Origin of the sequence: Stutzerimonas kunmingensis (assembly GCF_002929225.1) — a bacterium.
Classification (GTDB): domain Bacteria; phylum Pseudomonadota; class Gammaproteobacteria; order Pseudomonadales; family Pseudomonadaceae; genus Stutzerimonas.
The window spans coordinates 584536-599000 of record NZ_PISM01000014.1; the positions used below are offsets into that span (position 1 = coordinate 584536).

Sequence of the window (14465 nt, forward strand, 5' to 3'; positions counted from 1 at the left end):
CACCATGTCATCCGAAACACCGCTGCTGATCGACGAACTCGAAACCGCCGACATGCTGATCATCGACGACCTGCATGCCTGGCAGTTCGCACTGAACGAGGCGCTGCTCGACGATGCAGACGCCGCCGCGGAGGCCAATCAGCCATTCGCCAGCGAGGACATCCTGCTGACGATCGATCTGGTCGACGGCCGCACACGCCGCCAGTGGCAGTTCAGCTACAACCAGATCATGGAAGCCCAGCGCCAGCCCGATGGCGAAAGCTGGCTACTGGAAGGCCCGCACCGCCTGCAGTGCCTCAGCGCCATCGGCGGCGAGGACGAGGACGAGTAACGCGTCTCTAGCCGCCTCGCCCTGCGCGGGCGACGGCTATTGAACTCGCAGTCGTCCCCTCTCCGGCGGCTGCCGCCGACTTCGCACCCTCCATCAGCGGCCGTTCGATATAGCGATAGCTCAGGCCGGCAACGATTAGCGACATGGTTAAGCAAACCGCCACGCGCGGCAGCAGCGGCTGGTCATCGAGCCAGCTCATGCACAGCAGCCAGACCGGTATATGGCACAGGTACAGCGAGAACGACAGCTGCCCGACTGTCTCCAACGGACGCGACAAGGCGCCGAAGATCGCCTCGCTGGAACAGACAGCCAGCATGAATGGAACAGCCAGCACCAGTGTCGTCGCCGCCCAGCGGAACGACGCGAGCGGTTCCAGCGCGATGGCCAGAAGGCTCGCCGAGACCACCGCCAGACCGATCACCAGCACTTTGCTGCTGGCGGTCATCGCCTCGATGTCGCGCTCGACGACGCGAAACTGATCCAGCGACGACAGCTTCCATAGCAGCAGCCCCATGAACAGGCCGTTCGCCCGGAACAACCACTCGGGCGCGAAAGGATTGGCGAAGCTGAACCACAGCACGATACCGATCACCGCCGGCCAGAACGCCCGGCGCAGCAGGAGCAACAACGGGAACAGCAGGTAGAACTGCACCTCCAGAGCGATCGACCAGAAATAGCCGAAATCTGTCTCATGCAACCCGTTGAAGACATTGGCGAGAAAAAACGCCGCGCTCGCCGTCACACCGAGCAGCGTGTCCAGCGAGTAAGCCGGCGCCCCACGCGGCGGCTCGATGACGCTGAACAGCAATACCACTGCCGCCCAGAACCAGGTCGGCAGCAGCACACGGCGGATGCGCTTCTTGTAGAAGGCGTACACAGCCTCGGCATCGAAATCCTGCTGCTTGCGCAGAAAGGTCGCGCCCATCAAGTAGCCGGAAATAAGAAAGAACAGATCGACCCCGACGCCCGGCAGGAAGCGCTGCAGCAAACCATCCCACCAGTCTGCCTCCGCACCAACCAGCATCACCGACGCATGGGCCAGCAGCACCATCACGATTGCCAGCCCACGGAGAAATTGAATATTGCGATTCTTGCCGTGCCGCGCTCCGGCATCACTCATAAGCAGTCCGATATTCGCAAGCCACCGCGACTACCAGCCATTGCCTGGGTCACTCAGGATCGATTCCATTACCTCGGGGCTTTGTTCAACACCTGGCCAGCCTCCCGCTGCGCCCTCGCCTCAACCATGACCAGCCCATACCGGCGTCGTTCAATCCTGGCGCGCCTCACAACATGCAGCTATCGGCGGAGACGTCCGCTATGATCGCGCCCCTCGTCTGCAAGCCCGGTTGCACACCATGTCGTCTCTCGAACTGATCGCCTCGCTGCTTGGCGTAATCGCCGTATGGCTGACGGTGCGCCAGAACCCATGGTGCTGGCCGATCGGGCTGGGCATGGTGTCGCTGTACGCCTGGTTTTTCCTCGACGCCAGGCTGTATTCACAGGTGTTGCTGCATAGTGTTTTCGCCGCAATGCAGCTCTACGGTTGGTGGGCCTGGACGCGAGGTGCCGCAGGCGAACACGGTAGGCCCGTGACCGGCGCCAGCCCGCGTGAGGTGGCTATAGGCATTGCCTGTGCAGCGCTCGGCAGCCTGCTGCTCGGCAGCGCCATGGCGAGCTTCACCGAGGCCGCCTTTCCCTGGATCGACGCCACCCTCACCGCATTCAGCCTGCTCGCACAGCTGTGGATGGCCCTCAAGCGCCTGCAGTGCTGGCTCCTGTGGATCGTCGTGGATGTGCTGTTCATTGGCTTCTTCAGCTATCAGGGCTACTGGCTGACGGCCGGCCTCTACGCGCTGTTCACCGGGCTCGCGATCATGGGGCTGCGAGAGTGGCGCACTGCACTGGTGGCGACGCGATGAAGGTGCTGGTGCTCACCGGTCCGGAGTCCACCGGCAAAAGCTGGCTTGCACAGCGGCTGCTGCACACATTCGGCGGAATGATGGTGGGCGAATACGTTCGCCATTACATCGAGCAGACGCAACGCGACACGACGCTTGCCGACATTCCTGCGATTGCCCGTGGCCAGCTGGACTGGGAAGACGCCGCGAGAATTCATGCACCGCATCTGCTGATTCTCGACACCCATCTGCTAAGCAACATGCTCTGGAGTCATACGCTGTTCGGCGATTGCCCCGCCTGGCTCGAGGACGAGCTGCTGGCGCGGGATTACCACCAACATCTGTTGCTCTCGCCCGAGGGAATCGAGTGGCATGGCGACGGTCAGCGCTGTCAGCCTGATCTCAGCGAACGAATGGACTTCTTCCAGGCATGTCGCAGCTGGTTGGTGCAGCGGGACCAGCCCTTCGTCGAGGTCAGCGGCGGCTGGACCGAGCGCGAGAGGCAGGCGATCGCCCACACCCGCGCTCTGCTAGGCGAATGACTGCCCGCAAGCCCTATGGCTGGCGGTCACGACGTAACAACAGGCCGATGGCAAGCACGACCAACAGGCTACCCGGCAACCAGTGCACACCCATGCGCGCCGGCTGATCGAAGAACAGCAGCAGCATCGAGACGAAAGGCACCAGGTAGCTGTACGCCGTGACCGCACCGGGGCTGAGAACGGCGGTCGCGCGCTGCTGCAGGAAAAAGGTCATCGCGCTGGAGAACACGCCAAGGTAGATCACCAGCAGCAAATCCAGCAGGTTCATGCGCAGCAGCGACGCCGGTCGCTCCCAGATAAAGCCCATCAGGCCGATCAACAGCGCGCCGGCGATCAGGCTCCAGAAGGTGCGCAAACCCGCCTGCCGCGGCAACGTGCCGTTCGCCAACCCCCATTTGCTGAGCACCGGGTACAACGCCGACGCGACACATCCGAAGAAGAAGCCCAGCTCGCCCAGGCCGAGCTGCATGCCGGAGAAATCGCCGCCGTTCTCGGCCCATGCCAACCCAAGCGCCCCGCTCGCACCAAGCGCCAGGATAGCCAACAGACGGCCGGCTGGCTGCTCGACACCAAGCCCGCGGCCCAGGCAATACGCCAGTAGCGGCACGCTGACGAACAACGTCGCCATCGACAGCGCGCTGACCCGATGGGCCGCCCAGAACATGGTGCCGAAAAAGCCCGCCAGGCATAGCCCCATGGCGGCGTACAGCAACAGGGGGCGCCAGCCCGGTCGTCCTTCGCTCTGGCGCCAGGCCAGCGGCGCCAGGACCAATGCCGCAATGCTGAAGCGCATGGCTGTCAGCAGCAGTGGCGGCAACCCGTCAGTGAGCAAACCCACCGCGGGGAACGACAACCCGACAAATAGCGCCCAGAGCAGCATGCCCAGATGCGCGCGGGTGGTTCCGCCACGGCTATCGCTCATGCGCGTCTCCGGCGTGTGGTTGCCAAGGCTGGTGTTGATGGCGTGCGGATGGTGGCTGCGGTTCAAAAGCTCGCTCCCTGTGAATTGCCTCGCAGCCCATGGGACGATTACAGACGCGAGGGGGACCGTCGAATGATCCTGATCGAGTGACTGAGGTTCGGTTTGCGCGTCACGCTGATCGGACGCCGGGTGACCGTATCGATGGTGATGTTCCAGAAGCCGGTGCTCGGCACGACGATTTTCGCCGGGAATTTATCGAACGCCCCACCATGGTAGGTGTGCCGGCCGCCGTTCTTGAAACTACGGAAATTGGCATCGTTCATCAGGCGGATGTTGCAGGTCTGCGAGCATTCGATGACGACGATGTCGTCCTCGTTGAGGTGCTCGCGCTGGTGTATGAACTTCATCGACTGCTCCGACAGCGCACGTGGCGGCAAAGCGGCCAACGATAGCATGCGCACCCGTCGAATCGGACCGGTTGTGAACCACGCGGGAGACGCACCATCGTGCCAGGCCTGCGCGCGGGTTGTTCAGTAGCGCGGGTTGTGTATCCTCTGTGTACCTATCCAACAGCTACCCTCCTTCCATGTCCAGCACGTCACTCCCCTGCTCTTCAAGCCTGCCCGCGGGAAGCCGACTGCTGTTTCTCTTCGATACCGGATTGCTGGCCCTGTGGTGAAACGCGGCTCGCCGCGCACTCACCCCATCGCCAACCCAGTTCATCGAGGAATGCCGCCCATGCTTGCGGTCCGTAACACCCTTCAGATCGACGCCCCTATCGTGCGCAACGCAACCCGTTGCGGTTTCTTCATGGCCGGCTTCGGCCTGTCCGTCTGGGCGCCGCTGGTGCCCTATGTACGCGAACGCATAGAGATGACAGATGCAGTGTTCGGCCTTTTGCTGCTCTGCATCGGCGTCGGCTCGCTGACCTGGATGCCACTGTCCGGCGTGCTGGTAAGCCGCTGGGGCATCCGCCCGGTGCAGCTGTGCAGCGTCGTGCTTCTGGCGTTGGCGCTGGCCGGCATGGCCCTGACCGACTCGATGCTGTTGCTGGCTCTGGCGCTGTTCTGCTTCGGCGGCAGCCTGGGCGTCATCGACGTAATCATGAACATTCAGGCGGTGCTGGTGGAGACTGCGGTCGGCCGTCGACTGATGTCGAACTTCCACGGCATGTACAGCCTTGGCGCCATCAGCGGCGCACTGATGCTCACCGGCCTGCTGACCCTCGGCCTGGCGCCGGAGATCGGCAGCTTTCTGATGATCGGGCTGATCGTTGCGGCGAACCTCGGCCTGGCCCGCGGCTTTCTGCCGAATCGTGCACCGGGCGGCGGCTTCGCCTTCGTGCGGCCCACAGGCGTGGTGTTACTCGTAGGCCTGATGTGCTTTGTCGTCTATCTGGCCGAAGGCGCCGTGCTGGACTGGAGCGCGCTTTACCTGACCGGTGAGAAAGGCCTCGAAGTGGCCAAGGGCGGCCTGGGTTACGCAGCCTTCGCCCTCATGGTGACCATCGCGCGCTTCGCTGGCGGCCCGCTGGTCAATGCACTCGGCACGGCCCGCGTCATCGCCTTTGGCGGGTTGCTCGCTGCGTTCGGCATCGGCTTGAGCCTGGCCGCCGAACACTGGGCCGTGGCGCTGATCGGCTACGGATTGTGCGGGTTGGGCTGCGCGAACGTCTCGCCGGTGCTGATTTCGTCCCTGAGCCGGCAGGACGGCATGCCGGTGCAACTGGCCGTCACCGTGGCGACCACCATCGGTTTCGCCGGAGTCCTCGCCGGCCCGGCCATGATGGGCGTGGTCGCGCATTTCAGCTCGCTGGGCATGGCCTTCGCGCTACTCGCCGTCCTGCTTGTCGGCATCGTGCCGTTCTGCCGTCGCTTCACCGCGTGACCCCGGATAGAATGCGCGCCCTATGCGAATCCCAGACCTGCAGCAACGCCTCGCCGAGATTGGCGCCAAGCCCCGTCACATCGGGCGAATGACCCGTGCCTGGCTCAAGGGCCTGCCGCTCGATGTCGGCCGACGCCAGCAACAGGCCGAGGACTTCCTGCCGCTGAGCGTGCGCGCAGGGCTGCCGGCGCTGAGCGCCGAGATCGACGGACTGGCGCGGCTGCGTTCCGAACATCCGGCGGCCGACGGTTCGGCGCGCCTGCTGGTGGAGCTGGCCGATGGGCAGATGGTGGAAAGCGTCCTGCTGCCGCGCGACGGGCTGTGCGTGTCCAGCCAGGTCGGCTGCGCGGTGGGCTGCGTGTTCTGCATGACCGGCAAGAGCGGACTGCTGCGTCAGCTGGGCAGTGCCGAAATCGTCGCCCAGGTTGCCCTCGCCCGACGCTTCCGCCCGGTGAAGAAGGTGGTGTTCATGGGCATGGGCGAGCCCGCGCACAATATCGACAACGTCCTCGAGGCCATCGACCTGCTTGGCACGGACGGCGGCATCGGCCACAAGAATCTGGTGTTCTCCACCGTCGGCGACATGCGCGTGTTCGAGCGTCTGCCGCAGCAGCGGGTCAAGCCGGCGCTGGCCCTGTCCCTGCACAGCACCGATGCGGCGCTGCGTCAGGCCCTGCTGCCGCGGGCGCCACAGATCGCACCCGACGAACTGGTCGACCTCGGCGAGGCCTACGCCCGCGCGACCGGATTCCCGATCCAGTACCAGTGGACACTGCTCAAGGGCATCAACGACAACCAGGATGAGATGGATGGCATCCTGCGCCTGCTCAAGGGCAAGTACGCGGTGATGAACCTGATCCCCTACAACAGCCTGGAAGATGACCAATACCAGCGTCCCGATGGCGAGCGCATCGTGCAGATCGTGCGTTATCTGCACAGCCGCGGCGTGTTGACCAAGGTACGCAACTCGGCCGGCCAGGACATCGATGGCGGTTGTGGCCAGCTCCGCGCCCGGGCCGAGCAGGTGCTCGATCGCAAGCGACGCGTTGATCGCGGGGCCTGAACCCGCAAGCCGCAGTCACTGTCCCAGCGCAATACGATTGATGGCCCGCCCGGCCTCATACAGCAAGGAAAGCGCAAGCCGCATGCACACATTGGAACAACTTGAACGTGGTGAACTGACAGGAATCCGCCGTCTCGATCTCTCGGCCGACCTGCAGCATTTTCCCGAGGCGATCTTCGCTCTCGCCGATACGCTGGAAGTACTGAATCTCTCCGGTAACCGACTCAACAGCCTGCCGTCCGACCTGTCCCGCCTGCGCAAGCTGCGCATTCTATTCTGCTCGGACAACCTCTTCACCGAGGTGCCGGACTGCCTCGGCGACTGCGAGCAGCTGGAGATGATCGGCTTCAAGGCCAACCAGATCCGCCATCTGCCTGGCGCCGCGTTGCCGCCGGCGTTGCGCTGGCTGATCCTCACCGACAACCAGCTGCAAGCGTTGCCTGACGAGATTGGCAATTGCCGCCACTTGCAGAAACTGATGCTCGCTGGCAACCAGCTGTCTTCGCTGCCGGATTCGCTGGCCAATTGCGTCAACCTCGAACTACTGCGAATCGCCGCCAACCGCCTGCCAGCGCTGCCCGAGTGGCTGCTGATACTGCCGCGACTCAGCTGGCTGGCCGCTGCCGGCAACCCCTTCAGCGACGCCAGCGAAGCGATGAGCCTCGCTCGTCATTCGCTACCGGCGATCCCGCGCGAACAGGTCGTCCTGCACGAGCAGCTGGGCCAAGGTGCGTCGGGCATCATCTACCGTGCCGCATGGCAGCCGAGCGGACAGTCGCCCAAGCTAATGGCCGCCAAGCTGTTCAAGGGCCATGTCACCAGCGACGGCCTGCCCCACAGTGAGATGGCAGCCTGCGTATCCGCTGGCGCCCATCGGAACCTTATAGACGTTGCCGGGCCGCTGGCCGATCAGCCGGGCCAAACGCCGGGTCTGCTGATGGATCTGGTCGAGCCGGCCTTCCAGCCACTCGCTGGTCCGCCGTCGCTGGTCAGTTGCACACGCGATTGCTACGCCGAGGATCGAACCTTTACCGTGGAGCAGGCGCTGCGGATTGCCCGTGGCACCGCCTCGGCGGTCGCTCACCTGCATCAGCGCGGCATCCTGCATGGCGACCTGTACGCTCATAATCTGCTGGTCGACCCAACGGGCGAATGCCTGCTCAGCGATTTCGGCGCTGCCTCGTTCTTCGAGCCGGACAGTGCCACTGGCCAAGCGCTGCAACGCATCGAATCGCGCGCTTTCGGTTGTCTGCTGGAAGAGTTGCTGCAACGCTGTCCAGACCTCGAAAACGATTCGCATCGGCAAACTCTGTTCGAGTTACAGAATCAGTGCATGTCAGCGCAGCCAGAAGGCCGTCCAAACTTCAGTCAGTTGCACACCACTCTCGCCGCGCTCTGACGCGCTTTCCGGAGCGACCCCGCAATGAACTCACCCAAAGCAGACGAAGAACATACGCCCTACCCTAAACCCTACTCGGATGCGGCGGTCGATCAGGACCCGTTCATCCGTGGTTTGAAACAGCGCCTGCCCGAGCACTTGCGTGAATCCTTCAGCGAAGAGCAGCTCGATGCCCTGCGTGGGGTGTTCGGCGCACGGTCATGGGTCAAGCACCGCGTCGATCTGCGCGGTACGGTGAAGGTGTGGCGCGACCGCTATTACTTCGCGATCGTCGCCGGTCGCAACAAGCGAAACCTGACGCGTCCCCAGCAAAATCTCTCGCTGATGGCCAAGGCTGCATTGGCGACCTTGTTCCTGCTGTTTTCTGCATTGGTAGGGCTGGTGATCCTGTACGTGCTCAAGTCAGCGCTGGGGATCAATCTTTTCCCGGGCTTCTCGCTAGGGCTTTGGGATTGGCTGAAGGAGAGCATCTGAGCGTCTCCAAACGCTCCATCTGACCGTGCGCAGACCAGAGCCCTGCACTACTCTAAATGACGCACAGATAGTGGGGTATTGGTTGATCCGCTTCAATCCGCAGTCCTGCAGCTGGCAGAGCAAAGTCCTTCTTTGAACTTCCCTAGCTAATGAGGAGCTTGCGAAATGAACGATACTTCGAAAAAGCCTTCAGTCAGTACGAACGAGAAAAACGTGCCTTCGGCGTCTCAGGAGCCCTGGCGACCCTTCGACACCCTGCGCCGACAGGTGGATCGCCTCTTCGACGACTTTGAACGTCCCTGGCATCTACCCTTCAGCCGCCATGGTCTGGAAACCTCGCCCCTGTGGCAGGGTGGCCCCAATCGGATGCCGGTGATGGACGTTGTAGAGAAGGAAAACTCGTTCGAGATCACAGCCGAACTGCCCGGACTGGATGAGAAGGATGTGGAGGTAAAGCTGGCTGGCAACAGCCTGATCATCAAGGGTGAAAAACGCCAGGATCATAAGGAGGAACGCGACGGCTACCACCTATCCGAAAGATCCTTCGGCAGCTTCCAACGCAGTTTCGCGCTGCCCGAAGGCGTAGACCGTGACAAGATCGACGCCACGTTCGGCAAGGGTGTATTGCGTCTGTCATTGCCCAAGCAGCCGGGCACCGCCGACAACACGAAGAAAATCTCCATCAAGGCAGAGTAATGCGACGGACCGGTTTGTAGTACAGCCGGTCCTGTATTTCAAAAATAGCCTGTGCGCTCGCCTCGCTCGGCTCTCTTTACCGCATCAAGTCTTTGCGCTGGCAATGCCTTTGTACGACTAGACTCCGGAGAAACCGCGATTGGAGGCAGTCATGTCCGAGACACCAATGAAAGACGATCAGGAAAAGACTCTGACGCTTCGCGAAATGCTGAGCAGCGTTCTGGCTGCGGCACTGGGCGTACAGAGCGGCAAGAACAGAGCCCGGGATTTCAGCCATGGAAAACCCAGCCACTTCATCATTCTCGGCGTGGGTTTCACCGTTCTGTTCGTGCTGGTGATCCTGGGGTTGGTGAAACTGGTGCTCTATCTGGTTGGGAGCTGAGCTTTTACTACTGATGGCTGACCCAGAAGATCGCGGTGCCCACCGCGAGCATGATCAGACTGAAGATAGCCGCGGCGTCCACCACACTGTCGCGCTGTTCGTTTCTCACGGAAGTTCTCCTCTAGCGGTTCGATGATATCGACAGCTTCTTTGAGGCAGTTAAGACCACTGTTGTGCGTTGCTCAAGGGCAGCGGGTTATAAGTCCATTTCGCTTGGTTTGGTTCTAAACATATTCCCAAACATCACTTTTGCGTATAACCACGAGCTGGTATCGTGCCGCCCTCCCTTAATGGGTGCGCGGCCGTGCGCGCGAATGCTGTAGACAGCCTGAAAACAGGACATTTATGTACGTTTACGATCAGTACGACCAACACATCATCGAGGATCGGGTCCGGCAGTTCCGCGACCAGACTCGCCGCTTCCTGGCTGGCGAACTCGCTGATGAAGAATTCCGCCCGCTGCGTCTGCAGAATGGCCTGTACATCCAGCGCTACGCGCCGATGCTGCGCGTAGCCGTGCCTTACGGGCTACTGTCCTCCACCCAGGTACGCAAGCTGGCCGAGATCGCACGTCATTACGACAAGGGATACGCGCACATCAGTACCCGGACCAACGTGCAGTTCAATTGGCCCGAGTTGGAAGACGTGCCGGAAATTCTTGCCGAGCTGGCCACCGTGCAGATGCACGCCATCCAGACCAGCGGCAATTGCATCCGCAACACCACCACCGACCAGTTCGCCGGTGTCGCCAAGGACGAGCTGATCGATCCCCGCCCGTGGTGCGAGATCATTCGCCAGTGGTCGACCTTCCACCCCGAATTCGCCTTCCTGCCGCGCAAGTTCAAGATCGCCGTCAACGGCGCGGTCAGCGACCGGGCCGCCATCGAGGTGCACGATATCGGCCTGGAAGCGGTGAAGAACGAGGCCGGCGACCTGGGCTTCCGTGTTTCGGTCGGCGGCGGCCTCGGGCGGACCCCCATCGTCGGCAGCTTCATCAACGAATTTCTGCCTTGGCAGCACCTGTTGAGCTATCTCGACGCCATCCTGCGGGTCTATAACCGCTATGGACGTCGTGACAACAAGTTCAAGGCCCGCATCAAGATTCTGGTCAAGGCCCTCACACCAGAAGTGTTTGCCGAGCGCGTCGATGCCGAATGGGCGCACCTCAAGGACGGCCCGACGACGCTGACCGAAGCTGAAGTTCAGCGTGTCAGCAAGTTTTTCGTCGATCCGGAGTACAAAGCCCTGGAAGACCAGAGCGCTGCGCTCGCCCAGCTGGACGCAGAGCATCCGGGCTTTGCCCGCTGGCGCCAGCGCAACGTGGTCGCACACAAGAAGCCCGGCTACGCGGCAGTCACCCTCTCGCTGAAGAGCACTGGCGTGGCGCCCGGCGACGTCACCGACAAGCAGCTCGATGCCATCGCCGATCTGGCCGATCGCTACAGCTTCGGCGAGGTGCGCAACTCCCACGAGCAGAACATGATTCTGGCCGATGTCGAGCAGGCCAAGCTGTTCGAGCTCTGGCATGAACTGCGCGAATTGGGTCTGGCCACGCCGAACATCGGCCTGCTGACCGACATCATCTGCTGCCCTGGCGGCGACTTCTGCTCGCTGGCCAACGCCAAGTCGATCCCAATCGCCGAATCCATCCAGCGTCGCTTCGATAACCTCGATTACCTGTTCGACCTGGGCAACATCGACCTGAACATCTCAGGCTGCATGAACGCCTGCGGTCACCACCATGTCGGCCATATTGGCATTCTGGGCGTGGACAAGAAGGGCGCGGAGTTCTACCAGGTTTCGCTGGGCGGCAGTTCCGGCCGTGACGCGAGCCTCGGCCAGATCCTCGGCCCATCCTTCGCCCAGGACTCGATGCCAGATGTGATCGAAAAGATCATCAACGTTTACGTGGAGCAGCGTACCGAAGATGAACAGTTCATCGACACTTACCGCCGCATCGGCATTGATCCCTTCAAGGAGCGCGTCTATGCAGCGAATCATTAAGAACGATCAACTGGTCGATGAGACCTGGCACCTGCTGCCCAAGGAACAGACGCTCGACGACCTGTGCAATAGCGACGATCTGATCGTGCCGTTGCATCTCTGGCTGGACCATGCCCATGCGCTGAAAGCCCGCGACGGCGGCCTCGGGGTCTGGCTCGATGCCAACGAGCAGGTCGAGGACATCGCAGACGACCTGGCGCACTTCCAGGTCATCGCGCTGAATTTCCCCAGCTTCACCGACGGCCGCCACTACTCCAGTGCCCGCCTTTTGCGCGAGCGCTACGGCTACAAAGGCGAGATCCGCGCCATCGGCGATGTGCTGCGGGACCAGCTGTTCTACATGCGTCGCTGCGGCTTCGATGCGTTCGCCATTCGCGCCGATCGGGACCCGGTCGACGCGCTGGAAGGCTTGAAGGACTTTTCGGTGACCTATCAGGCCGCGGCCGACGATGAGCGCCCGCTGTTCCGCCGTCGCCAGGGTTGATACCAGCCCGGTCGATTGCGACAAATGAAAAGCCCGCCTATTGGCGGGCTTTTCATTGCTTCATTGATACATCCAGAAGTTGGGGTGTTCGACCGGCGTGGTGACTACATCGGCCTTTTTTCCGGCTGCGATCTGTTTGATCTTTTCGGCAAGCTTCTTCATGAACCATTTCCTCGGTTGCGATCAGGAGTGGCGCTAGATTCCGCCAATTAACGCTACCGAGGAAATTCATTGCCACTATCGCGGCGATAAGCCAGCACGTGTGGAATTCAGTCCACGCGGACCAGCACTCGACCCACCTGGCCGCCGGCCAGAATGCGCTCGATCGCCGTCGGTAACTCCTCCAGCCCGACCTCCTGCGAGAGGTCGTCCAGATTGGCCAGCTTCCACTGCAGCGATAGCTTGTCCCACATGGAAGCCTTGACTACCAGCGGGATCTCCACCGAATCAACACCCAGCAGATTCACGCCGCGAAGAATGAACGGCAGCACGCTGGCCTGGAAATGCGTCCCGGCGGTAAGCCCGCAACAGGCCACGCTGGCACCGCGCTGTAGTGACTTCACCACGTTGAACAGGATGTCTCCGCCAACGGTGTCCACCGCCCCGCCCCACTGTTCCTTGAGCAACGCCTTCTCCACACCAGCCTGCAGTGCGGCGCGCTCGACGATCTGGCTAGCCCCCAGGCGAGTAAGGAAGTCCGCCTGATCAGCCTTGCCCGTGACCGCCGCAACCTTGTAGCCAAGACTGGCCAATAGCGCCACAGCTATGCTGCCAACGCCACCCGTCGCGCCGGTGACCAGCACGGGCGCTTCGCCTGGCTCAAGACCCGCCTGTTCCAGCTTGTCGACGCAGAGGGCCGCGGTCAGCCCGGCCGTGCCGAGGATCATAGCCTCGCGCAACGAAAGCCCCTGCGGGCGCTTGATCACCCAGGCCGCCGGAACGCGGATGTACTGGCCGAAGCCACCGGCGGTGTTCATGCCCAGGTCGTAGCCCGTGACAATCACCTCATCGCCTTCGGCGAACTCACCGACGCTGGACGAAGCCACGACACCCGCGGCGTCGATGCCTGGCGTATGGGGAAATGAGCGGGTCACGCCGCGATTGCCGCTCGCCGATAGCGCATCCTTGAAGTTCAGCGAGGAGTAATGCACCCGAATGAGTACCTCACCGGCTGGCAGCTCGTCGGTAGTACGTTCGACGATACGGGTTTCGAAACGACCCTCGGTCGTCTCGCTGACTTGTAGTGCCTTGAAGCTGCTCATGCGGTTCCCCTTGTCATTGCCAAAAACGTTGTTCGTTCAGCCGGCTCCAGCCTTTCAGCAAGCCGTGCTCCATAACCGTACTGGCCGCCATACCGAAGCGCTCGGGCAGGCTTTTCTTCTGTATGTAATGCAACTGGAACAGTTCCGCTTCCTGAGCGCGCTCGGCGAGATACTGATCACTGGTCTTGAGTTCGTCCGCCAGATGCTTGCCCAACGCGGCAATGCCCAGCCACACCTCTCCCGTCGCCACGTCATCTATCGACAGGTTCTGCCGGTAACGCGCGACGAAGTTCTTGAACAGCTCGTGGGTCGTCTCCAGGTCTTCCTGGAACTTCTCGCGGCCCTTCTCGGTGTTCTCGCCGAACACGGTCAACGTGCGCTTGTACTCGCCAGCAGTCAGCACTTCGAAATCGACATCATGCTTCTTCAGCAGTCGATGCACATTCGGCAGCTGTGCCACCACGCCAATTGAACCGAGGATGGCGAACGGTGCGGTGAGAATGCGATTGCCGATACAGGCCATCATGTAGCCGCCGCTGGCTGCGACCTTGTCGACACAGACGGTCAGCGGCACGCCGGCATCACGAATGCGGACCAGCTGCGAGGCAGCCAGGCCATAGCCATGGACCATGCCGCCACCACTTTCCAGGCGCAGCACAACCTCATCCTGCGGCGTCGCCATAGTCAGCAATGCGGTGATCTCGTGGCGTAGGTTGTCTACTGCAGATGCGCGAATATCGCCATCGAAATCGAGGACGAAAACTCGAGCTGGAGACTCGGCCTTCTTGTTCTGCTTGGCCGCCTTAGCTTCGCGCTTGCGCAATGCCTTGAACGCGTCCTTCTCCATCACGGCCTGCTCCAGGCGCTCACGCATGGATTTGTAGAATTCGTTGAGCTTGTGCACCTCGAGGTGCCCACCACTCTGTTTGCTGCGTCCCCGCCGCATCGAAGCCAGCGCGATGAGCACGATCACAATCGCCACGACCAACGTGACGGTCTTTGCCAGGAAGCTGGCATAGTCGACAAGAAATTCCACGTATCCCCCTCGATGAGTTCCGGTCGCCGACAAACTACCTTCGGCGGCATGCCGCCAGCATACCGGCGGGCCTGTGGCGGAG

16 protein-coding genes are annotated in these 14465 nt (G+C 61.9%); 11 read left to right on the top strand and 5 right to left on the bottom strand.

Features of this window, described 5'->3' with window-relative positions; all coding sequences use genetic code 11:
- Nucleotides 1–4 precede the first annotated feature (4 nt).
- Entirely contained in the window at nucleotides 5–331 is a 327-nt protein-coding gene (locus CW305_RS09300; protein WP_104097724.1) for a DUF5629 family protein, read from the top strand.
- 7 nt (nucleotides 332–338) lie between these two features.
- On the opposite strand, the gene CW305_RS09305 is transcribed toward CW305_RS09300, so the two are convergent.
- The gene (locus CW305_RS09305; protein WP_104097725.1) at nucleotides 339–1451 is read right to left on the bottom strand and encodes an acyltransferase family protein; all 1113 of its coding nucleotides are present in this window, start codon (nucleotides 1449–1451) and stop codon (nucleotides 339–341) included.
- A 238-nt stretch (nucleotides 1452–1689) separates the two neighbouring features.
- On the opposite strand from CW305_RS09305, the gene pnuC reads away from it, so the two are divergent.
- On the top strand, nucleotides 1690–2253 hold the full coding sequence (gene pnuC / locus CW305_RS09310; RefSeq protein WP_044314525.1) for a nicotinamide riboside transporter PnuC: 564 nt from the start codon (nucleotides 1690–1692) through the stop codon (nucleotides 2251–2253).
- On the top strand, nucleotides 2250–2774 hold the full coding sequence (locus tag CW305_RS09315; RefSeq protein WP_104097726.1) for an AAA family ATPase: 525 nt from the start codon (nucleotides 2250–2252) through the stop codon (nucleotides 2772–2774). The genes pnuC and CW305_RS09315 overlap by 4 nt, the downstream gene beginning before the upstream one ends.
- A 13-nt stretch (nucleotides 2775–2787) precedes the next feature.
- Here CW305_RS09315 and CW305_RS09320 read toward each other — a convergent pair whose 3' ends face one another.
- Complete coding sequence (locus tag CW305_RS09320; RefSeq protein ID WP_104097727.1) at nucleotides 2788–3762, bottom strand: DMT family transporter; 975 nt, start codon at nucleotides 3760–3762, stop codon at nucleotides 2788–2790.
- Between the two features lie 41 nt (nucleotides 3763–3803).
- Nucleotides 3804–4103 carry a DUF1883 domain-containing protein gene (locus CW305_RS09325; protein WP_104097728.1) on the bottom strand — a complete coding sequence of 100 codons (300 nt, stop codon included), beginning with the start codon at nucleotides 4101–4103 and terminating at the stop codon, nucleotides 3804–3806.
- A gap of 331 nt (nucleotides 4104–4434) precedes the next feature.
- On the opposite strand from CW305_RS09325, the gene CW305_RS09330 reads away from it, so the two are divergent.
- From CW305_RS09330 to CW305_RS09365, 8 genes are all read left to right on the top strand, one after another.
- Entirely contained in the window at nucleotides 4435–5583 is a 1149-nt protein-coding gene (locus tag CW305_RS09330) for an MFS transporter (protein ID WP_104097729.1), read from the top strand.
- A gap of 22 nt (nucleotides 5584–5605) precedes the next feature.
- On the top strand, nucleotides 5606–6646 hold the full coding sequence (locus CW305_RS09335) for an RNA methyltransferase (RefSeq protein WP_104097730.1): 1041 nt from the start codon (nucleotides 5606–5608) through the stop codon (nucleotides 6644–6646).
- An 82-nt stretch (nucleotides 6647–6728) separates the two neighbouring features.
- Nucleotides 6729–8045, top strand: coding sequence for a leucine-rich repeat-containing protein kinase family protein (locus tag CW305_RS09340; RefSeq protein WP_104097731.1), 1317 nt, complete (start codon nucleotides 6729–6731; stop codon nucleotides 8043–8045).
- A 24-nt stretch (nucleotides 8046–8069) separates the two neighbouring features.
- Nucleotides 8070–8519 (top strand): hypothetical protein, encoded by a 450-nt coding sequence (locus CW305_RS09345; RefSeq protein ID WP_014820139.1) that lies wholly within the window; start codon nucleotides 8070–8072, stop codon nucleotides 8517–8519.
- Between the two features lie 165 nt (nucleotides 8520–8684).
- A complete protein-coding gene (locus CW305_RS09350) occupies nucleotides 8685–9215 on the top strand; it encodes an Hsp20/alpha crystallin family protein (protein WP_104097732.1) in 531 nt (176 codons plus the stop codon).
- A gap of 166 nt (nucleotides 9216–9381) precedes the next feature.
- Nucleotides 9382–9597, top strand: coding sequence for a DUF2970 domain-containing protein (locus CW305_RS09355; protein ID WP_023445301.1), 216 nt, complete (start codon nucleotides 9382–9384; stop codon nucleotides 9595–9597).
- Nucleotides 9598–9942: 345 nt separating this feature from the next.
- A complete protein-coding gene (locus CW305_RS09360; protein ID WP_023445300.1) occupies nucleotides 9943–11601 on the top strand; it encodes a nitrite/sulfite reductase in 1659 nt (552 codons plus the stop codon).
- A complete protein-coding gene (locus tag CW305_RS09365; protein WP_003279803.1) occupies nucleotides 11585–12085 on the top strand; it encodes a DUF934 domain-containing protein in 501 nt (166 codons plus the stop codon). The genes CW305_RS09360 and CW305_RS09365 overlap by 17 nt, the downstream gene beginning before the upstream one ends.
- Before the next feature lie 269 nt (nucleotides 12086–12354).
- On the opposite strand, the gene CW305_RS09370 is transcribed toward CW305_RS09365, so the two are convergent.
- Nucleotides 12355–13347: a YhdH/YhfP family quinone oxidoreductase gene (locus CW305_RS09370; protein ID WP_014820134.1), complete on the bottom strand. Its 993-nt coding sequence runs from the start codon at nucleotides 13345–13347 to the stop codon at nucleotides 12355–12357.
- Between the two features lie 13 nt (nucleotides 13348–13360).
- Nucleotides 13361–14383, bottom strand: a complete 1023-nt coding sequence (sohB, locus tag CW305_RS09375) for a protease SohB (protein ID WP_104097733.1) — start codon at nucleotides 14381–14383, stop codon at nucleotides 13361–13363.
- Between the last annotated feature and the right edge of the window lie 82 nt (nucleotides 14384–14465).